The organism is Chryseomicrobium palamuruense, from assembly GCF_042649045.1.
Taxonomy (GTDB): domain Bacteria; phylum Bacillota; class Bacilli; order Bacillales_A; family Planococcaceae; genus Chryseomicrobium; species Chryseomicrobium palamuruense.
In genome coordinates, this window is sequence record NZ_JBHSEF010000026.1 from 99,556 (window position 1) to 118,608 (window position 19,053).

General features: G+C 42.9%; 21 protein-coding genes and 1 other annotated feature. Of the genes, 19 read left to right on the plus strand and 2 right to left on the minus strand.

Annotation, left to right across the window (positions count from 1 at the left end; all coding sequences use genetic code 11):
- The first annotated feature begins 10 nt into the window (after nucleotides 1-10).
- The 14 genes from coaE (at nucleotide 11) to ACFO0S_RS12910 (ending at nucleotide 13,041) form a co-directional block, all read left to right on the plus strand.
- Nucleotides 11-613, plus strand: a complete 603-nt coding sequence (gene coaE, locus ACFO0S_RS12845; protein ID WP_378142499.1) for a dephospho-CoA kinase — start codon at nucleotides 11-13, stop codon at nucleotides 611-613.
- Nucleotides 614-725: 112 nt separating this feature from the next.
- Nucleotides 726-1,745: a glyceraldehyde-3-phosphate dehydrogenase gene (locus ACFO0S_RS12850; protein ID WP_378142500.1), complete on the plus strand. Its 1,020-nt coding sequence runs from the start codon at nucleotides 726-728 to the stop codon at nucleotides 1,743-1,745.
- Between the two features lie 203 nt (nucleotides 1,746-1,948).
- Nucleotides 1,949-2,323 carry an adenosylmethionine decarboxylase gene (speD, locus tag ACFO0S_RS12855; RefSeq protein WP_378142501.1) on the plus strand — a complete coding sequence of 125 codons (375 nt, stop codon included), beginning with the start codon at nucleotides 1,949-1,951 and terminating at the stop codon, nucleotides 2,321-2,323.
- A 105-nt stretch (nucleotides 2,324-2,428) separates the two neighbouring features.
- Nucleotides 2,429-2,899 carry a transcriptional regulator NrdR gene (gene nrdR / locus ACFO0S_RS12860; RefSeq protein WP_378142502.1) on the plus strand — a complete coding sequence of 157 codons (471 nt, stop codon included), beginning with the start codon at nucleotides 2,429-2,431 and terminating at the stop codon, nucleotides 2,897-2,899.
- A 12-nt stretch (nucleotides 2,900-2,911) separates the two neighbouring features.
- Nucleotides 2,912-4,237 carry a replication initiation and membrane attachment family protein gene (locus tag ACFO0S_RS12865; RefSeq protein ID WP_378142503.1) on the plus strand — a complete coding sequence of 442 codons (1,326 nt, stop codon included), beginning with the start codon at nucleotides 2,912-2,914 and terminating at the stop codon, nucleotides 4,235-4,237.
- Between the two features lie 5 nt (nucleotides 4,238-4,242).
- Nucleotides 4,243-5,184, plus strand: coding sequence for a primosomal protein DnaI (gene dnaI, locus ACFO0S_RS12870; protein WP_378142504.1), 942 nt, complete (start codon nucleotides 4,243-4,245; stop codon nucleotides 5,182-5,184).
- Between the two features lie 96 nt (nucleotides 5,185-5,280).
- Entirely contained in the window at nucleotides 5,281-6,351 is a 1,071-nt protein-coding gene (locus ACFO0S_RS12875) for a Fe(3+) ABC transporter substrate-binding protein (RefSeq protein ID WP_378142505.1), read from the plus strand.
- A gap of 218 nt (nucleotides 6,352-6,569) precedes the next feature.
- Complete coding sequence (locus ACFO0S_RS12880) at nucleotides 6,570-8,129, plus strand: ABC transporter permease (protein ID WP_378142792.1); 1,560 nt, start codon at nucleotides 6,570-6,572, stop codon at nucleotides 8,127-8,129.
- Nucleotides 8,126-8,839, plus strand: coding sequence for an ABC transporter ATP-binding protein (locus ACFO0S_RS12885; RefSeq protein ID WP_378142506.1), 714 nt, complete (start codon nucleotides 8,126-8,128; stop codon nucleotides 8,837-8,839). Before ACFO0S_RS12880 ends, ACFO0S_RS12885 begins: the two co-directional genes overlap by 4 nt.
- Nucleotides 8,840-9,154: 315 nt before the next feature.
- Entirely contained in the window at nucleotides 9,155-11,098 is a 1,944-nt protein-coding gene (gene thrS, locus ACFO0S_RS12890; RefSeq protein WP_378142507.1) for a threonine--tRNA ligase, read from the plus strand.
- Nucleotides 11,099-11,362: 264 nt separating this feature from the next.
- On the plus strand, nucleotides 11,363-11,866 hold the full coding sequence (infC, locus tag ACFO0S_RS12895) for a translation initiation factor IF-3 (protein WP_378142508.1): 504 nt from the start codon (nucleotides 11,363-11,365) through the stop codon (nucleotides 11,864-11,866).
- A gap of 31 nt (nucleotides 11,867-11,897) precedes the next feature.
- A complete protein-coding gene (gene rpmI, locus ACFO0S_RS12900) occupies nucleotides 11,898-12,098 on the plus strand; it encodes a 50S ribosomal protein L35 (protein ID WP_094944135.1) in 201 nt (66 codons plus the stop codon).
- Nucleotides 12,099-12,134: 36 nt separating this feature from the next.
- Entirely contained in the window at nucleotides 12,135-12,494 is a 360-nt protein-coding gene (rplT, locus tag ACFO0S_RS12905) for a 50S ribosomal protein L20 (RefSeq protein WP_378142509.1), read from the plus strand.
- A gap of 277 nt (nucleotides 12,495-12,771) precedes the next feature.
- Nucleotides 12,772-13,041 carry a DUF1294 domain-containing protein gene (locus ACFO0S_RS12910; protein ID WP_378142510.1) on the plus strand — a complete coding sequence of 90 codons (270 nt, stop codon included), beginning with the start codon at nucleotides 12,772-12,774 and terminating at the stop codon, nucleotides 13,039-13,041.
- Nucleotides 13,042-13,173: 132 nt separating this feature from the next.
- Here ACFO0S_RS12910 and ACFO0S_RS12915 read toward each other — a convergent pair whose 3' ends face one another.
- Nucleotides 13,174-13,563, minus strand: coding sequence for a sigma-w pathway protein ysdB (locus ACFO0S_RS12915; RefSeq protein ID WP_378142511.1), 390 nt, complete (start codon nucleotides 13,561-13,563; stop codon nucleotides 13,174-13,176).
- An 87-nt stretch (nucleotides 13,564-13,650) separates the two neighbouring features.
- On the opposite strand from ACFO0S_RS12915, the gene ACFO0S_RS12920 reads away from it, so the two are divergent.
- From ACFO0S_RS12920 to argF, 3 genes are all read left to right on the plus strand, one after another.
- On the plus strand, nucleotides 13,651-14,139 hold the full coding sequence (locus tag ACFO0S_RS12920) for a dUTP diphosphatase (RefSeq protein ID WP_378142512.1): 489 nt from the start codon (nucleotides 13,651-13,653) through the stop codon (nucleotides 14,137-14,139).
- A gap of 62 nt (nucleotides 14,140-14,201) precedes the next feature.
- Nucleotides 14,202-15,290, plus strand: coding sequence for a M42 family metallopeptidase (locus ACFO0S_RS12925; protein ID WP_378142513.1), 1,089 nt, complete (start codon nucleotides 14,202-14,204; stop codon nucleotides 15,288-15,290).
- Nucleotides 15,291-15,563: 273 nt separating this feature from the next.
- Nucleotides 15,564-16,526: an ornithine carbamoyltransferase gene (gene argF / locus ACFO0S_RS12930; RefSeq protein WP_378142514.1), complete on the plus strand. Its 963-nt coding sequence runs from the start codon at nucleotides 15,564-15,566 to the stop codon at nucleotides 16,524-16,526.
- A 110-nt stretch (nucleotides 16,527-16,636) separates the two neighbouring features.
- Here the strand turns inward: argF and sspI are convergent, their stop codons facing one another.
- The gene (gene sspI, locus ACFO0S_RS12935; protein ID WP_378142515.1) at nucleotides 16,637-16,846 is read right to left on the minus strand and encodes a small acid-soluble spore protein SspI; all 210 of its coding nucleotides are present in this window, start codon (nucleotides 16,844-16,846) and stop codon (nucleotides 16,637-16,639) included.
- A gap of 96 nt (nucleotides 16,847-16,942) precedes the next feature.
- Here sspI and ACFO0S_RS12940 point away from each other — a divergent pair, with 96 nt between their 5' ends.
- Together ACFO0S_RS12940 and pheS are read left to right on the plus strand one after the other, a co-directional pair.
- A complete protein-coding gene (locus ACFO0S_RS12940) occupies nucleotides 16,943-17,707 on the plus strand; it encodes a TrmH family RNA methyltransferase (protein WP_378142516.1) in 765 nt (254 codons plus the stop codon).
- A gap of 38 nt (nucleotides 17,708-17,745) precedes the next feature.
- Nucleotides 17,746-17,968 (plus strand) — a binding site (T-box leader).
- Between the two features lie 41 nt (nucleotides 17,969-18,009).
- Nucleotides 18,010-19,047, plus strand: a complete 1,038-nt coding sequence (gene pheS / locus ACFO0S_RS12945; RefSeq protein WP_378142517.1) for a phenylalanine--tRNA ligase subunit alpha — start codon at nucleotides 18,010-18,012, stop codon at nucleotides 19,045-19,047.
- The last annotated feature ends 6 nt before the right edge of the window (nucleotides 19,048-19,053 follow it).

Here is a 19,053-nt window from a genome sequence, read left to right on the forward strand (position 1 = left end):
GAGGGTTCGTATGATTGTAGGACTAACAGGAAGCATTGCGACCGGTAAAAGCACAGTGGCCAATAGGTTAAAGGAACTTGGGTTGCCGATCGTTGATGCGGATGTAGTGGCGCGCCTGGTGGTGGAACCTGGTTCTAAGACGCTTACCGCAATCCATAAGGTATTTGGTGACGAGGCACTCTTATCAGACGGCTCAATGAACCGTGAAGGAATTGGTCGACAAATCTTTGGCGACAAAGAAAAAAGAGACAAATTGAATGCGATTATCCATCCTGCGATTCGACAAGAGATGTTGCGTCAGCGAGATGAACATGTCGCTGCAGGAGAATCAATTGTGGTTATGGATATTCCATTGTTGTTTGAAAGCCAGCTTCAGCATTTTGTTGACCGAATTCTTGTAGTGGGAACGTCTGAAGAAACTCAGATAAAGCGACTCATGAAGCGGAACGATTTTTCTCATGAGGATGCTTTGCAGCGGATCCAGTCTCAAATTCCGGTTCGTGAAAAAATGGATCAAGCCGATGACGTATTGTTAAATGAAGGTTCCGTCCAAGAACTTTATGAAAAAGTGGATGAACTTGTCGCTACTTGGAAAGCTCAGCTTTCAGAATAGTTGAACATTATTTCAAAATCTCAATTAGAGTACCTAATAGCAGTTAATGTGTTATACTAATTCCGTAAGTTTGTGAAACAGTATCACATAGTTAATGGGAGGAAATTTTTCAATGACAGCTTCTATCGCGATTAATGGATTTGGACGTATCGGACGTATGGTATTTCGCCAGGCAATCTTACAAGACGAGTTATCAATTGTAGCGATCAATGCAAGTTACCCAGTAGAAACATTGGCACATTTAATTAAATTTGATTCTGTACATGGTCCTTTCCAAGGGGAAGTAGTGACAGAAGAAAATGCGCTTGTGGTAAATGGTAAGCGCATACAAATTGTTAACGACCGCAATCCTGCCGCTTTACCTTGGAAGGAACTAGGTGTGGATATCGTGATTGAGGCAACTGGAAAATTCAATGAACGTTCTGGCGCTGCGCTTCATTTAGAAGCAGGTGCAAAGAAAGTTATTTTAACGGCTCCAGGAAAAAATGAAGATATCACAGTGGTACTCGGTGTCAACGACGATCAATTGGATATCGAAAAACATGATGTGATCTCGAATGCGAGCTGTACAACAAACTGTTTAGCACCTGTTGCCAAAGTGTTGCATGATGAGTTTGGTATCGTGAACGGTTTGATGACGACAGTCCATGCGTATACAAATGACCAAAATAACTTAGATAATCCCCATAAAGACCTTCGCCGTGCTCGTGCATGTGCACAGTCAATCATTCCGACGTCAACTGGAGCAGCAAAAGCTTTAACGCTTGTACTTCCAGAATTGAAAGGGAAGATGCACGGAATGGCGCTTCGCGTGCCGACTCCAAACGTCTCTCTTGTCGATTTAGTAGTTGATCTTGAGCGTGACGTAACAGTAGAAGAAGTGAACGAAGCGTTCGAAAAAGCAGCGAATGGCGCGATGAACGGCATTTTAGCGATTACTAATGATCCATTGGTGTCGATTGACTTTAACACAACTACGACTTCCGCTACAGTCGACGGGTTAACAACGATGGTGATCGGCGACCGTAAAGTGAAAGTTCTTGCATGGTATGACAATGAGTGGGGCTATTCTGCTCGCGTGATTGACTTGACGAAAAAAGTAGCGAAATCGTTATCTGCTATTACAGCCTAATTGATTTTCGTAAGCTCCCTCTTTTTATGAGAGGGATTTTTTTATGTATTTTTAAAATTCTATTGCAATTCGTACCCTACCATCCTATAATGAAATTCGTGCTTATTGCACCGGCTACTTAAAGGGTTAGGACCTCTTTGGACTAACTTTCCCCCGTGGTAGTCACTTTGATTAAAAATTCCAGTCAAAGGGGGAAACGGACATTGGAAACAATCGGACGTCACATCATTGCGGAACTATGGGAATGTGATTTTGACAAGTTGAATGATATGGACTTCATCGAGCGTACATTCGTGGATGCAGCACTGAAATCAGGTGCGGAAGTTCGTGAAGTGGCTTTCCACAAATTTGCACCACAAGGTGTAAGTGGAGTCGTCATCATTTCTGAGTCACACTTAACGATTCATAGTTTTCCGGAACATGGCTATGCAAGTATCGATGTGTATACTTGTGGAGACCTGGATCCAACAATCGCTGCAGGATATATCGCAGATGCATTGAATGCCAAGACGCGCGAAGTCATGGAACTTCCACGTGGTATGGGCCCAGTCGCAGCCAAATCACTACAAACTGTTTAAACCAAAGCAGAGGGAACTCCCCCTCTGCTTTTTCTTATGGATGGGTGCAGAAGCCCCTAAACTTTAGTATAATGAATGAAATACGAGCATATAGGAGCGTTTACTATGAGATGTCCTTCCTGCCAATACAATGGCACGAAAGTAGTCGATTCTCGTCCGGTGGATGAAAACAAATCTATTCGTAGACGACGAGAATGCGAGCAATGCGGATTTCGCTTTACGACATTTGAAAAAGTAGAGGAAACCCCGTTGATAGTTGTGAAAAAAGATGGCTCTCGCGAAGAGTTCAGTCGAGAGAAAGTGTTACGTGGACTGATCCGAGCGTGTGAAAAACGTCCAGTCACCTTAGAACAATTAGAAGAAATCGTCTTTACAATCGAAAAGGAATTACGGCGCATGGGCAATTCGGAAATCAAATCAGAACAAGTCGGCGAAAAAGTCATGGACAAACTAGCCGCTGTGGATGAAGTCGCGTATGTTCGATTTGCGTCGGTGTATCGACAGTTTAAAGATATAAACGTATTCATGGAAGAAGTAAAGGAAATTCTGAAACGGAATCCTTCTTCACACGATTAAGGAGGAAAGCCGATGCTGCGTAATGAATTGCAACCGATGGATGCGTTTCGCACCTCTACGGCTGCCCCAGTTACAAGTCAACATTTACAAACGGTCACGCTTCTTTACCAACCATTGATTGGTGCTGAGGCATTTACACTCTATCAACAACTATGGACCATGCATGATGACATGAAAGAAGAGCATGCTCATTATGCACTGATGAACGCGTTATCTCTTCCGATTCAGCGGATTTTTGAAGCGCGCGCTCACTTAGAGGCGATCGGTCTACTCAGAACATGGCGAAAAGGAAACGATGACCGCACGTTTTATTACGAAGTGCAATGTCCACTCGCTCCTCATGCATTTTTTGCAGACCCACTGCTTTCCATTTTCCTATGGAATAAAGTAGGAGACCATATGTATCAACAACTTGAAAAACGTTTTTCCCGTGATACGTCGTGGCAAAACAACGCCAAAGAACTCACCCGTAGCTTCACTGACGTGTTCCAGCCGAATTTAAAAATGGCAAAGACCACAACATCTAAAAGATCTTCTATAAAAACAAGTTACGATTTTGACTATGATTTTGATTTTGACTTATTGCTAGAAGGGTTAAACGAGCATCTGTTGCCTCGAAAACTATTAACTGCCGACGTCAGAAAGATGATTGCCAAACTTGCTTTTCTCTATGCATATTCGCCGTTAGATATGCAAAAGATCATTTTACTTGCAGTTGATGATCCGTCCACGATTTCGCTCGAACGATTAAAAAAGTCATGTGAACACTACTTTAAATTGAAGGCAGAACAACCCGTTGCTATTCAATCAGTGGTTACGAAAAAACAAGATGTGGTTGTACTCGAATCTGTTCCGGAGAAAATGCCTTCTATTTCAAAAGAACAAGAACTGCTCACATACTTAGAGACGTCGGCCCCTGTTGACGTGTTGCGAGATGTGGCAGGAGGGAAGGAACCTTTTCCTGCAGATGTAGAACTAGTAAACCGCTTTGTGACTGTCTACGACATGCCTGTCGGTGTCGTGAATGTATTGATTCAATATGTGATGCTGCGAACAGATATGAAATTGACGAAAACCTTTGCGGAGAAGATTGCTTCCCACTGGGCACGTAAGCAAGTCAAAGGTGCGAAAGAAGCCATGGAACTTGCCCGCAAAGAGCATGAACAGTATATGAAATGGAAGTCTGGAGAGACGAAGTCTTCCACTCCAGTGAAACGACAAGAAAAAGTACCTGAATGGTTTTATAAAAAAGAACAGCCAGTGGTGGAGGAATCTCCGGATATTGAAGCGGAACGTCAACGACTGCTTGCTGAAATCAGTGCAACGAAAGGCCGGTGATCTCCATGGAACCTATAAACCAAACTTTGCGACGGATGATTAAAAACCCTTCGTTCTCAGCTCGCATGGAAGAAATGAAGAATGAAGTTCTAGCAAATCGTGATGTGCAAGCTTTTCTTGAAGCGCATGCAGAAGAAGTCACGCCGGCTGTTTTAGAGACAAGTTTAAGTAAGCTCTACGAATTCATTGAGCAGACGCACGATTGCCAAGGGTGTCCGAGTGTCGCTCAATGTCAGAACCTAATGAACGGGTACGAACCTAAACTTGTGATGGGAAGAGGTCGAATTGAGATTGATTACCTACGTTGCCGTCAAGGTCGAGTGGAAGACGAACGGAAATCCATCACGTCTCTGATTAAGAGCATGCACATGCCAAAAGATGTTTTACAAGCATCATTTGCGGATGTGGATTTAACGGATGGTTCGCGAGTGCTTGCGCTTCGAGGAGCGAAGAACTTCATTGATCAGTTCGATCAGTCACATACTTTACCAACAAAAGGGTTGTTCTTACACGGCCCATTTGGTGTAGGTAAATCTTATTTTCTTGGTGCCATTGCAAATGAGCTTGCAGACCGACAGATAGCTACCGTGCTCGTATATGTACCAGAGTTTTTACGGGAGATGCGTCAGTCGATTGCGGAAAACTCACTCGCTGAAAAAATGGAGATGGTGAAAAATGCACCAGTTTTGATGTTAGATGATCTTGGAGCAGAAACGATGTCTAGCTGGACGCGTGATGATGTCATCGGTACCATCTTGCAACATCGAATGGCCCAGCAACTGCCGACATTTATCTCATCAAATTTTGATTATAGTGATTTGCAACATCACTTTACGACAACTCAAAAAGGCGAGAAAGAACCTGTCAAAGCAGGACGTCTGATGGAACGAATTAAAGCTCTAACGATTCCCATGACTCTTAAAGGGAAGAACTGGCGAGAAAGTTAATAAACTTTCTCGCTTTTTTTGTTGATTTTCATTCTCAATGAAGCTATACTAAAACATGGGAATGAAAATCATTATCAATTATAAAGGAGCTAAACAATGAAAAAATTATTTTTTGTCATTGCCATCTTGGCATTATTCCTAGCAGCTTGTTCAAACTCTTCTTCTGAACCAGCGGATACAGCAACATCTACACAACCTGAAGCAACTGAGGAATCAGGCGAAGTGAATCTTTACACGAGCCGTCACTATGACGTAGATGATGAGCTTTATGCAAAATTCACAGAAGAAACAGGAATTCAAGTGAATGTTATTAAAGGAGAAGCCGATGAGCTTTTAGAGCGTATTAAGCGTGAAGGAGATGCTACAGAGGCTGACCTACTTTACACAGCTGACGTTGGTAGATTATTCCGTGCGAAAGAAGAAGGCGTATTAGAAGCGGCAGAAAGTGATGTTCTTAGTGAACAGATACCTGCTAAATACCGTGATGTAGACAACGAGTGGTTTGGTTTAACGAAACGTGCGCGCGTGATCGTTTATAATAAAGAAACCGTTCAACCAGAAGACCTTTCTACATACGAAGCGTTAACTGAAGAGCAGTGGAACGGACGCGTATTGATACGTTCATCAGAAAATGTATACAACCAGTCACTAGTTGCTTCATTTATCGCAATTGATGGAGAAGAAAAGACAACAGAATGGGCACAAGGCTTAGTAAATAACTTTGCTCGTGATCCTGAAGGTGGCGACCGCGACCAAGCAAAAGCGATTGCTGCAGGTATTGGTGATGTCGCGATCATGAACACATACTACCTTGGTCAAATGCTAAATTCGGAAGATGCAGAAGAAGTAAAAGTTGCTGAAAACCTTGGTGTTTTCTTCCCGAACCAAGAAACGAATGGGACACACGTGAACATTTCTGGTGCAGGTGTTGTCAAAGGTTCTAAAAACAAAGAAAACGCCATTAAACTACTTGAATTCTTATCTGCTGCTGAAGCACAAGAAGTATTTGCTGAAGCTAACTATGAATACCCAGTGAACGAAAACGTATCAGCTTCTGAGCTGCTTCAAACATGGGGTGAATACAAAGAACAAGATATCCCACTTTCTGATCTAGGTACTCACAACGCAAAATCTATCATGATCTTCAACCAAGTTGGTTGGAAGTAATTCAAATTCATTCCTCCTCTTGTGGGAGGATTTTTTTTGACTATTTACCGAGCATACGTCACAATCTTCGGGCAGGGAAGAAAGTCACATGTTATAATGAACATCGCAAAGAAATTCGTTATATAGAAGGGTTTGACTCCCACTTGAGAAAACTTTCTTATTACTTAAATGGATGGACGATTCTATCCGTCATTATTGTCCTTACCTTATTGGCTCCCATGCTTCCAATCATTGGAGGACTCCTTGCTCCTACGAGTGAGAACTGGGAACATATTAAAGAATATATGCTTTGGAATTATATGGAGACGACGTTTCTCCTTGTATTTTATACAGCCATCGGAACGATTGTCATTGGGACCAGTTTGGCGTGGCTCATTGCCCAATATGAATTTCCACTAAGTCGGTTTTATAAATGGGCACTTATTTTGCCCTTATCCATCCCGCCATTCATCGCAGCATATACATATTCAGGAATGGTAAGCTACACAGGAGTCATTCAATCCACACTAAGAAATGTGTTTGATGTTCAAGTGAACCAGCGCTTTTTTGACATTATGAACATACCGGGTGCGATTTTCATCTACACGATGTTTTTATACCCATATGTCTATACCATCACGCGTGTCTTCTTGACGCAACAAGCTGCATCCCTTGTCGAAAGTGCGAAACTCCTTGGGAAAGGACCTTGGGCGATTTTCTTACAAGTGGTGCTTCCAATTTCCCGAGCTGCCATTATTGGCGGAGTTAGTCTGGTGTCGCTCGAAGTATTGAATGATTATGGTGTGGTAAAGTATTATGGGATTCAAACGTTCAGTACGGCCATCTTCCAGACTTGGTTCGGACTTGGAGACATTGACGCTGCCATTAAATTAGCGGGTTCGTTAATGACGTTTGTGGTGCTGATGCTGGTCATTGAAAAACTGCTCCGAGGGACAAAGCAATTTAGTTACTCGAATACGAAAGTCAATCCGCTTCCAAAAGTAAAATTGACTGGCTTCCGGAAGTGGGGCGCGTTTAGTTACGTCACAGTCATTTTCAGTTTGGCGTTTTTGTTTCCGGTCATTCAATTAATGGATTGGTTCGTTTTAACATGGGGAGCCATTCCAAATGGAGAATTCACCACCTATATTAAAAATTCGGTATTGGTGGCGGGTATTGCAGCAGTCATCATTATTATCGGTGCATTGATTGTAGGGAACTTTCAGCGCTTTACGCGAGGGCGCATTGGAAAGGTTCTTCCGAAATTCACAATTGTCGGCTATTCCATTCCTGGTGCCGTCATAGCGGTTGCCATTGTAACGATGTTTATTTGGCTTGATCGCCAATTGATTCCTCTCTATACAGCTTGGGGAATGGACCGATCGCTTGTCTTAAGTACCAGCGTCGTTATGCTCGTTGTCGCATATATCGTGCGGTTCTTCGCGATTGGCTACAATGCGATTGAGTCCGGATATGATAAAATTGGAGTAAACTTCAGTTTGGCATCACGGATGCTTGGAGCTTCCGTTTCAAAGACATTTTTTAAAGTGGATATCCCGCTTCTTAAAGGGGCTATCGTTTCCGGTTTGATGCTTGTGTTCGTAGATATTATGAAGGAAATTCCGCTTACGTTAATTTTGCGACCGTTTAACTTTGATACATTAGCCACGAAAGCGTTCCAATATGCGAGTGATGAGAAAATTATGCAAGCGAGTCAACCATCACTCATTATTATTATCATGAGCGCACTTGCAATCTTTATTTTCTATCGCCTACTTGATAAGGAGGATGCGAAATGACAATTGAAATCAAAGACCTTTGCTTTGCTTACCGCAACAGTAAGGAATTAGCTGTCAATCAATTTTCGATGAACATCGAGACGGGAGAAGTCATTTCGATTCTTGGGCGAAGCGGAAGTGGAAAGAGTACGGTTCTTCGCATCTTGGCAGGGCTAGAAGTGCCGTCTGAAGGAGAATTTACGTTGTTCGGTGAAACGATGTTTGGAAAGTCGACATTTGTGCAACCCGAAAAACGAGGGATTGGATTGGTCTTTCAAGATTATGCACTTTTTCCGCATATGACTGTTTTTGACAATGTGAAATTTGGATTAAGTAAACTGTCGAAAACGGACCGCAACAAACGCGCAAATGAAGTACTCGAACTTGTGGAGATGCAGGATTATAAAAAGCGTTTTCCGCATCAGTTGAGCGGGGGACAACAACAGCGTGTCGCTCTTGCCCGTGCGCTTGCCCCAAATCCGAAATTGTTGCTGCTCGATGAACCGTTTTCGAATTTAGATAAAGAACTGCAAAACAAAATTCGCGAAGAATTGTATTCGATTTTAAAACGTGCGCAGATTACGTCAATTTTTGTGACACATGATGAAGATGATGCACACACCATTGCGGACCGGATCGTCAAACTTGATAAAGGAAAGGTCACCAAAATCGGACGACCGTGTGATATGCTGGGCACACCACTCAAGCGTCCGGAAGTCATTTTGAAATAGGTCTTGCTAATTCAGCTATGACTCGGTATACTAATTTTCATATTAGGTTAGATGTAGGGATGAGGACACGAAGTCACCCTTTCGCCATTCAAGAGAGAGAAGCCAAGGCTGCAAGCTTCTTATGGTTGAACGTTACTTTACCACCTCTGAACAGTGTGCAACTCAATGCGCACCGGTACCGGCCGTTATCCGATGTAGAGCTTCGATTGTCTATGGACAATCTGAAGAAGGGTGGAACCACGAATTTATTCCTCGTCCCTTTATTGGGACGGGGATTTTTTGCGTTCTGCACCACAAAAAGAAGGAGAGATTCGTATGTCAGAAAACATTCAATTAGTTTATCCAGACGGTGCTGTAAAAGAGTTTGAACGTGGCACGACAATGGAAGACGTTGCTCAGTCCATCAGCCCAGGTCTTCGCAAAAAAGCACTTGCTGCTAAAGTTGGTGGCAAATTAGTCGATTTGAAGACGCCTCTTACGGAAGGTGGCAAAATGGAAATCATCACACCGGATGCACCGGACGCGCTAGAGATTTTACGTCACTCATCTGCCCACTTATTAGCACAAGCTGTCAAACGTTTGTATCCGGATGCGAAGCTTGGCGTAGGTCCAGTTATTGATGGTGGATTCTATTATGATATTGATTCAGAAGAGCCGATCACTTCAGAAGACCTTGTGACAATTGAAAAAGAAATGAAAAAAATCATCAATGAAAATATAGCGATTACACGTCATGTTGTTTCACGCGACGAAGCGTATGCTCGTTTTTCTGAAATTGAAGATCCATACAAGTTAGAACTGCTTGAAGCGATTCCAGCAGATGAGCAAGTATCAATCTATGAACAAGGGGAGTTCTTCGACCTTTGCCGTGGTGTCCATGTCCCGTCTACTGGGAAGCTAAAAGAGTTTAAACTGTTGAGTGTCGCGGGTGCTTACTGGCGCGGAGACAGCAACAATAAAATGCTTCAGCGTATTTACGGAACAGCGTTCTTTACTAAAGAAGATTTGAATGAACATCTTCGCTTATTAGAAGAAGCGAAAGAGCGTGACCACCGCAAAATCGGTAAAGAACTTGATCTATTCATGAACAGTCAAAAAGTCGGCCAAGGTCTTCCGTTATGGCTTCCAAAAGGGGCAACAATCCGCCGTATTATCGAGCGATATATCGTAGATAAAGAAGTCCAACTTGGCTACGACCACGTCTACACACCAGTGATGGCAAGTGTAGAGCTTTATAAAACAAGTGGACACTGGGATCATTACCAGGAAAACATGTTCCCCGTGATGGCTATGGACAATGAAGAGCTTGTTCTTCGTCCGATGAACTGCCCACACCACATGATGATTTTCAAAAACGGCATTCACTCATACCGCAACCTGCCGATTCGCATTGCAGAACTCGGTACGATGCACCGGTATGAGATGTCAGGTGCATTATCCGGTCTTCAACGCGTTCGTGGTATGACGTTAAACGATGCGCATATATTCGTGCGTCCGGATCAGATCAAAGAAGAGTTCAAACGTGTGGTTCAGTTGATTCTTGAAGTATATAAAGACTTTAATTTAGAAGACTATTCATTCCGTCTATCGTACCGTGATCCTGCGGATACAGAGAAATACTTTGATGATGATCAAATGTGGGAACGCGCACAAGGTATGTTAAAAGAAGCGATGGATGAGCTTGGACTCGACTACTATGAAGCAGAAGGAGAAGCTGCTTTCTACGGACCAAAGCTTGACGTCATGGTTAAAACAGCTTTAGGTAAAGAAGAAACGCTTTCAACAGCGCAACTTGACTTCTTATTACCAGAACGATTCGATCTGAACTACATTGGAGAAGATGGAGAGAAGCACCGCCCAGTCGTTATCCACCGTGGAGTTGTATCGACCATGGAACGCTTTGTTGCCTTCTTAATCGAAGAATACAAAGGTGCATTCCCAACATGGCTTGCCCCAGTACAAGTTCAAATCATTCCGGTATCGAACGAAGTGCACCATGATTACGCGAAGCAATTAGAAGAACAGTTTAAATCCAAAGGCTTCCGCGTGCACATTGATGACCGCGAGGAGAAACTGGGATACAAGATCCGTGAAGCTCAGATGCAAAAGATTCCGTACATGCTTGTTCTTGGCGATAAAGAGAAAGACGCAGGCGAAGTCAACGTCCGTAAGTACGGAGAACAAAAATCCGAAAGCATGGCATCAGAAGACTTCATAGCTCATATTTTAAAAGAAGTGCAATTCTCTGTTGACAAGTGACTCGTTGGGTGATATAGTTAATAAGGTTATTGAATACATGTTTGTGGTATAAGAAGAGGCTGCCCGCTTCTCACCTGTTCGACACATTGTTGACTGGTTCGCACAAGAACGACTTTCACATGCGTAAGCATGTCGTATAGCGGCGGGCAGACAGAGATGTCTGCCCGCTTTTTATATGGGTACAAGTTGTGAATAGCAACTGCACTTCATACCCGACTTTGTATTCGCGATACTATTTGGAGGTGGATTATTATTAGCAAAGACATGTATGTAAACGAAGGCATCCGCGCAAGAGAATTACGTGTAATTGACCAAAACGGTGATCAACTTGGACTAAAAACACGTAACGAAGCGCTTGAGATCGCTGCTCGCGTTAACTTAGACCTTGTCCTTGTGGCCCCTCAAGCCAAGCCACCTGTTGCGCGAATTATGGATTATGGTAAATTCAAATTCGAACAGCAGAAAAAAGATCGCGAGATTCGTAAAAATCAAAAGATTGTCGTTATGAAAGAGGTTCGCTTGAGCCCTTCTATTGATGAACATGATTTCCAAACGAAACTTCGTAATGCCATTAAGTTCCTTGAAAAAGGGGACAAAGTGAAAGCATCGATCCGATTCAAAGGCCGTGCGATTACGCATAAAGAGATTGGACAACGTGTCCTTGATCGATTTGCGGAAGCATGTACAGAGGTTTCTACTGTAGAGCAGAAACCGAAAATGGACGGACGCAGCATGTTCTTGGTTTTAGCGCCAAAGAACGAGAAATAAGCATTTAGAAATTGTTTAGGAGGAATTCGACATGCCGAAAATGAAAACTCACCGTGGAGCAGCTAAGCGCTTCAAGAAAACGGGTACTGGGAAACTTAAGCACGACCGTGCATATGGTAGCCACTTATTTGGAAACAAATCTACAAAAGCGAAACGCAAACTTCGCAAGCTGAAAGTAGTTTCTTCAGGCGACTACAAGCGCATCCGTACACTATTAACGTACATGAAGTAATTCGACTATAAATGAAATAGCAGGAGGTTGTTTAATATGCCACGTGTAAAAGGTGGATCAGTAACGCGTCAGCGTCGTAAAAAAGTCATTAAATTAGCTAAGGGATACTACGGTTCAAAACACACACTTTATAAAGTTGCTAATCAAGCAGTTATGAAGTCTGGTATGTACGCATACCGTGACCGTCGTCAAAAGAAACGTGATTTCCGTAGACTATGGATCACACGTATCAACGCGGCAGCACGTTTGAATGGTCTTTCTTACAGCCGTTTAATGTTCGGTCTTAAATTAGCAGGTATCGAAGTTAACCGTAAAATGTTAGCTGACCTAGCTGTAACGGATGCAGGTGCATTCACTCAGTTAGCAGACGCTGCTAAAAAAGCAATGAACAAATAAGAACCAACACAAGCTCTTCCTCTTATAGAGGGAGAGTTTTTTCTTTGGATTCAGACAAAAAATATAGTGGCGGGACGATGAGCATAATGGTCATAGTGCTTTAAGACAGTAAATTAAAAGAATAATAGTGATGTATCAAGAATAGAGTGAAGATGCACATAATGACTAATTAAAGCCACATAGTGATTAATTAAGGAAACAATAGATGGTTTAACAAATCGAACTTAGATTTCATCACTCAATTTTGCTACACTAGAAAAGAAAGTGGGGGAAATGGATGGAATACATTTGGATAATTATCGTCATCATGTCAGTTATCACATTTTTTGTAATGAGGTATGATAAGAAGCAAGCGCAACAAAGAGGACAGCGTGTGCCGGAAAATACACTATGGCTTTTAGCCTTACTTGGAGGAGGTCCCGGAGCATACGCTGGTATGCAGATGTTTCGTCATAAAACGAAACATACATCGTTTCGTGTAGGATTTTTAATTCTTGCCATCTTGCAGCTTTTTCTCATCCTCTGGATCAATCAGCAGGTGAGTTGAAAGTGGAATAAGAAGTAACTAAAGAAGTATTCGCAAAGGTGAAACTCAGGGCAGTTCGCAGTGCTAAAGTCAAAACTGTTCATAGAGCCAAAAATTCGGCCTAGTTTAAATAAATCAAACGAAAAAGCCGGTTTACACCGACTCATCTTTCACTCTCATTAAGTCTTCAATAGGATTTTTCCAGTTGATCTCCGCATTCGGATAACTCATGCGGATTTCGTTTTCGAGGAAAAGAAAATCTTCCCGCGTCAGCCCTTGCAATTTCACGGAATCATGGATCCATACAAAAATGGAGACCACATCAAATGCGTCAGTCGTGGTACCTAGATATTTTTCGCCTTCGAAGAGGGCTCCGCGGTACGCAATAAAAAAGTTTTTGCGTGCATTTTTGCTATCATCATAAAAGTAATACGTTTCTTTTTCAATTGCTTCATCGAGTTTGCGTTTTGAATCGAATAAATACTTTAGAACACGGTACATTGCATAAATAAGAACCGCGATAAGAATCAAACGAAAAATCATGACACCACTCCCTATACATACTTCTACCTTAGATACGTATGAGAATTAATTTGGTTTCAAACTATTTTAAATAAAGGTGTGAAAAAAGTGAACCTCACAAAATTATTTCAAATGCAGCGAGATTTAGACCGCTATATCGAAAAGCAACGAGACATTCAAAATGATGTCTTCGAACGAAAAGTGGTAGCTCTTTATGTGGAACTAGGAGAGCTTGCCAATGAGACCCGATGCTTCAAGTTTTGGAGTAGTAAAGGCCCTTCTGCTAAAGAGGTCATTCTAGAAGAATATGTAGATTCAATTCATTTCTTATTATCCCTCGGCTTAGAAAAAGAGTGGCATGAAAAAGTAGAGGTTTGGCCACCGGGTCGACACGTACAGGATTTAACGGAAGGCTTTTTGATAACGTATGAAGCGATAGCTAAGTTACGAATCGAACCAACACTTGATCGTTATCAATCTGTCTGGGAAGGGTACGCAGAGATTGCTAGACAGTTAGGATTTACAACCGACGAAGTAACGGAAGCGTATTACCAAAAGAATGAGATCAATTATGCAAGACAACAATCTGGCTATTAACAGTTTACATTCTATTCAGTGTTTTCGTATAATAAGGATAGATTGCTTAGGAGGTCGAAATAATGACGAAGCTAGATGAAACATTAACCATGTTAAAAGATTTAACTGATGCCAAAGGAATACCTGGCAACGAGCGCGAAGCGCGTGAGGTTATGGAAAAATACATAACTCCTTTTGCGGATGAAGTCAGCTACGATAATTTAGGTAGCTTGATTGCTAAAAAATCCGGTTCAGCAGACGGTCCGAAAATCATGGTCGCGGGTCACTTAGACGAAGTCGGGTTTATGGTGTCTCGTATTGATGACAAAGGATTTTTATTCTTCCAACCAGTTGGTGGTTGGTGGAACCAAGTTATGCTTGCTCAGCGTGTGACTGTTGTAACGCGTAAAAAAGGAGAGATTACAGGGGTCATCGGTTCAAAACCTCCTCATATTCTTTCACCAGAAGCTCGCAAAAAACCAGTCGATATCAAAGAGATGTTCATCGATATTGGTGCCTCTTCAAAAGAAGAAGCGATGGAGTGGGGCGTATTACCAGGGGACATGATTGTACCTTATTTCGAGTTCCATGTGATGAACAATGAAAAACATCTTTTAGCTAAAGCATGGGATAACCGTATTGGTTGCGCCATTGCAATCGATGTATTAAAAGGCTTGAAAGATACTGAGCATCCAAACACAGTATACGGCGTAGGGACAGTTCAAGAAGAAGTAGGTCTGCGCGGTGCGAGAACAGCAGCGATGAGAGTTCAGCCAGACATCGCCTTTGCAGTCGACGTCGGTATCGCTGGGGACACACCAGGGGTTACGGCTAAAGAATCAAATTCAAAAATGGGAGATGGCCCACAAATCGTCTTATTTGACGCATCTATGGTCTCTCACAAAGGATTGCGTGATCTAGTCGTCGATACGGCGGACGAAGCAGGAATCCCGTACCAGTTCGAAACCATTGCTGGCGGAGGGACAGATGCAGGTGCTATCCACTTAACGATGAACGGTGTACCAGCTGTAGCTATCGGTGTCGCTACTCGTTACATTCACTCACACGCAGGAATCTTGCATCGTGATGATTACGAGAATGCAGTAAAATTGATTGTAGAAGTTATCAAGAAATTAGACGCAGACACAGTCGAAAACTTAAAATTCAACTAAGTACCTTAGCCTTCCTCAGTTTCTGGGGAAGGTTTTGTTGTAATGAGATGGATTAACTAACTTTAGATGACTTTTCTTCAACAAGAAACAATAACTCTTGAGTGGCTTTCGTCTCTTTGTTAATAGTGTTCATTCACGAAGAACTCTATAAATATAATGTAGCAACTTTGTGAACTCATTTTGTTTAATTTTTATTTTCATGCATTGACATACACCTTTATGAATATTTATAATATATATTACATGAATATACATTTAAAGGGGATGGCGGATATGAAGTTGCTGGAATGGGTGAATTGCAAACCAGTGGAAAGTTTAAAGGGACGTGACTTGTTAACGCTTCTTGATTACACATCAGACGAAGTAAAAGATCTATTAGATTTAGCGACAAATCTAAAGTTTTTAACGAAGGAAGGAAAATGTCCACCGTTACTTGAGGGCAAGACGTTGGGCATGATTTTTGAGAAGCATTCCACGCGTACCCGTATCTCCTTCGAAGTAGGAATTAAACAATTAGGTGGAAATGGTATGTTTATGCATTCGCGTGATCTGCAAATTGGACGAGGAGAGAGTGTAGCAGATACAGCGAAAGTATTATCTGGCTATCTCGACGGCATCATGATCCGTGCAAATTCACATGAAATGGTGAAAGAGCTTGCGGACCATGCAAGCATTCCTGTAATCAATGGTCTGACGGACCTTTTCCATCCCTGTCAGGCGCTTGCAGACTTACTTACGCTTCAAGAACTAAAAGGGGCGCTCAAGGGACTAATACTAACGTATGTAGGCGATGGTAACAACGTGGCGCACTCGTTAGCGATTGGAGCAGCGCACATGGGGATGCATGTCCGCATTGCTACACCTCCGGGGTATGAGCCGGTGGAGTGGATTTCTGAAGAGATCTCCAAGCTGGCGATAACGAATGGTGGTTCTTATGCAGTGTTCAATGAGGCAAAAGAAGCCGTCCAAAATGCAGATTGTATTTATACGGATGTGTGGACATCAATGGGACAAGAAGAGGAATCTCAAGCTCGACTTGAAGCGTTCGCCACGTATCAAGTGAATGAAGAACTTGCTGCGCATGCAAAAGCAGATTTCACTTTCCTACACTGCCTGCCCGCACACCGTGAGGAAGAAGTGACGGCAGCCATTATTGATGGACCGAATTCGTATGTATTTCAGCAGGCGGAAAATCGTCTGCATGCACAAAAAGCAGTACTTGCATCGGTTATGTAAAGACAAATATAGGCAGACGTCCGACAATTTGTTTTAGAGGTTCGCTTGTGCCAGAGGGCACGGCGAGGTTACCTACATAAAAGTGGCCCGGGAGACGCTGGGCCACTTTTTTAATGGGTAAATTTTTGGGCAATTAGTTCGACGGCATCTTGTTTAAGGTGTGGTTCTGCGGATTGCCACCACTGTTCAAAAAATACGCCAAGTCCGGGTAAGAAGTGTTCGTCTCCTTTTTCAATAGCATCATCGACCATGGCATAGATCTCTTGCGCATCGGAGCCCGCGACACTGGTTGCAATCGCTTGTCTGATTTGAAATGACATTTTCATTCCTCCTTTTCCTTAATCAGTATGAATTCTGATAACCCTTTTTATACAAATCTTTATGGTACACTGAAAGAAAAAAAGTAGAGGGCTGCTATGAAACGATTAGAATCCACGGGAAATGCACTCGTAAAACATTGGAAAAAATTGATTACCGTTCGGAAGGAACGCGACAAAACGAATGAGTTCGTTGTAGAAGGAATGCATTTAGTAGAAGAGGCCATCCGGGTTCCAGGAATGGTTAAACATATCATGCTAAGTGATTATGCCTCGATTCCACATACATGGAATATAGATGGCATAGAAGTTCTAGAAATCAGTCCGGAAATCGTCGAGGAACTGACAGACACAGAGCATACGCAAGGAATTTTCGCACATTGCGCGCTTCCTCAAATGAAAGTAAATTCGGCAGAGTGGAGACGTGTACTACTGATTGATGCTGTGCAGGACCCAGGCAATGTGGGTACGATGATTCGCACGGCAGACGCTGCTGGCGTAGATGCTGTGATTTTAGGAAAAGGTTCTGCGGACGCGTACAATCCGAAGACGCTGCGCTCGGCACAAGGGTCAACTTTCCATCTTCCGGTGTTAAAAGGGGATTTGAGTGAGTGGGTCAACCAACTTGCGGATCATCACTTTGCGATTTTAGGAACGTCATTACAAGGGGCATCAAACTACAGAGATGTGAGTATGACGGAGAAAATGGCGTTTATTATGGGGAACGAGGGAAGCGGTGTTCAACCACAACTTCTCGAGCAAGTGGATGCCAAAGTGAAGATTCCAATTTACGGGAAAGCCGAGTCCTTGAACGTGGCGATGGCGACAGGTATTCTGTTGTACCATTTCGCTGAAAAAGCTTGAACATTCGCTGCGCTCCTCGTATAATGAGGGATGAAAATACAAAAGCAATGACCGGGAAAAGTATAAGAAGATGCGAATGGCTATAGGGAGAATGCGGCATGACTGAGACCGCTTCCCATTCACTTCTTAGAAGTTCACCCCAGGTAGCTGCCACTTGGACCAGAAATGTAAAGGTGGCCGGTTCCGAGCCGTTATTCGTTTGAGTGATGATGCTTCGGCATGATAACTAGGGTGGTACCGCGATGAGAACTCGTCCCTTTTTGGGGCGGGTTTTTTGTTGTTTAAAAAAGGAGGAAGAATCAATGGAAGCGCAATTAACTGTCCTGAAGCAGGAAGTTTTAGAGAAGATTTCAGCTGCTGCATCTGTGAAAGAATTAAATGATGTCCGCGTTGCGTATTTAGGGAAAAAAGGACCCATCACGGACTTATTGAAAGGCATGGGAAAATTGCCTGCAGAGGAACGTCCGAAAATGGGGGCTCTAGTCAATGAAGTGCGCCAAGAGGTAACCGAAGTTTTAGAAGCACGAATGGCAGATTTAGAAGCACAGGCTGTAGAGGCGCAACTCGCCAATGAATCCATTGACGTGACTTTACCAGGTCGTCCAGTCCAAATTGGAAATCATCATCCCCTTACGAAAGTCATTGAAGAAATTGAAGACTTATTTATTGGTATGGGCTACGAGATTGCGGAAGGGCCGGAAGTAGAAAAAGACTACTACAACTTCGAAGCACTGAACTTACCAAAAGGGCATCCAGCTCGTGACATGCAAGATTCGTTCTATATTTCGGAAGAGTTGCTTCTTCGTACTCATACATCTCCCGTACAAGCGCGCACAATGGAGAAGAAACAAGGCGAGCCGATTCGTATCATCTGTCCAGGAAAAGTATTCCGTCGTGACAATGACGATGCAACGCACTCGCATCAGTTCATGCAGATCGAAGGTCTCGTCATTGGCGAAAACATTCGCATGACGGACCTAAAGGGAACGCTTGATTTACTCGGGAAAAAGATGTTTGGGCAAGACCGTGAAATTCGTCTGCGTCCAAGTTTCTTTCCGTTCACAGAGCCATCTGTCGAGATGGATATCTCCTGTTTCAAATGTGGCGGTTCCGGATGTTCCGTATGTAAGCGCACTGGCTGGATTGAGATTTTAGGTGCCGGAATGGTACACCCGAACGTGCTTCGTATGGCTGGATATGATCCAGAGAAAGTTTCTGGATTTGCATTTGGGATTGGAGCAGAACGAATTGCCATGCTGAAATATGGCGTTGAGGATATTCGTCATTTCTATACAAACGACATGCGTTTCTTACAACAGTTTGAACGCAGTGAAGGGTAAGGTGAA

Bases quoted from the DNA above. Each gene is read 5' to 3' on its own strand.
- coaE (WP_378142499.1), top strand. From the start codon at position 11: ATGATTGTAGGACTAACAGGAAGCATTGCGACCGGTAAAAGCACAGTG.
- ACFO0S_RS12850 (WP_378142500.1), top strand. From the start codon at position 726: ATGACAGCTTCTATCGCGATTAATGGATTTGGACGTATCGGACGTATG.
- nrdR (WP_378142502.1), top strand. From the start codon at position 2,429: ATGAGATGTCCTTCCTGCCAATACAATGGCACGAAAGTAGTCGATTCT.
- ACFO0S_RS12865 (WP_378142503.1), top strand. From the start codon at position 2,912: ATGCTGCGTAATGAATTGCAACCGATGGATGCGTTTCGCACCTCTACG.
- dnaI (WP_378142504.1), top strand. From the start codon at position 4,243: ATGGAACCTATAAACCAAACTTTGCGACGGATGATTAAAAACCCTTCG.
- ACFO0S_RS12875 (WP_378142505.1), top strand. From the start codon at position 5,281: ATGAAAAAATTATTTTTTGTCATTGCCATCTTGGCATTATTCCTAGCA.
- ACFO0S_RS12880 (WP_378142792.1), top strand. From the start codon at position 6,570: ATGCTTCCAATCATTGGAGGACTCCTTGCTCCTACGAGTGAGAACTGG.
- ACFO0S_RS12885 (WP_378142506.1), top strand. From the start codon at position 8,126: ATGACAATTGAAATCAAAGACCTTTGCTTTGCTTACCGCAACAGTAAG.
- thrS (WP_378142507.1), top strand. From the start codon at position 9,155: ATGTCAGAAAACATTCAATTAGTTTATCCAGACGGTGCTGTAAAAGAG.
- infC (WP_378142508.1), top strand. From the start codon at position 11,363: ATGTATGTAAACGAAGGCATCCGCGCAAGAGAATTACGTGTAATTGAC.
- rpmI (WP_094944135.1), top strand. From the start codon at position 11,898: ATGCCGAAAATGAAAACTCACCGTGGAGCAGCTAAGCGCTTCAAGAAA.
- rplT (WP_378142509.1), top strand. From the start codon at position 12,135: ATGCCACGTGTAAAAGGTGGATCAGTAACGCGTCAGCGTCGTAAAAAA.
- ACFO0S_RS12910 (WP_378142510.1), top strand. From the start codon at position 12,772: ATGGAATACATTTGGATAATTATCGTCATCATGTCAGTTATCACATTT.
- ACFO0S_RS12915 (WP_378142511.1), bottom strand. From the start codon at position 13,563: ATGATTTTTCGTTTGATTCTTATCGCGGTTCTTATTTATGCAATGTAC.
- ACFO0S_RS12925 (WP_378142513.1), top strand. From the start codon at position 14,202: ATGACGAAGCTAGATGAAACATTAACCATGTTAAAAGATTTAACTGAT.
- argF (WP_378142514.1), top strand. From the start codon at position 15,564: ATGAAGTTGCTGGAATGGGTGAATTGCAAACCAGTGGAAAGTTTAAAG.
- sspI (WP_378142515.1), bottom strand. From the start codon at position 16,846: ATGTCATTTCAAATCAGACAAGCGATTGCAACCAGTGTCGCGGGCTCC.
- ACFO0S_RS12940 (WP_378142516.1), top strand. From the start codon at position 16,943: ATGAAACGATTAGAATCCACGGGAAATGCACTCGTAAAACATTGGAAA.
- pheS (WP_378142517.1), top strand. From the start codon at position 18,010: ATGGAAGCGCAATTAACTGTCCTGAAGCAGGAAGTTTTAGAGAAGATT.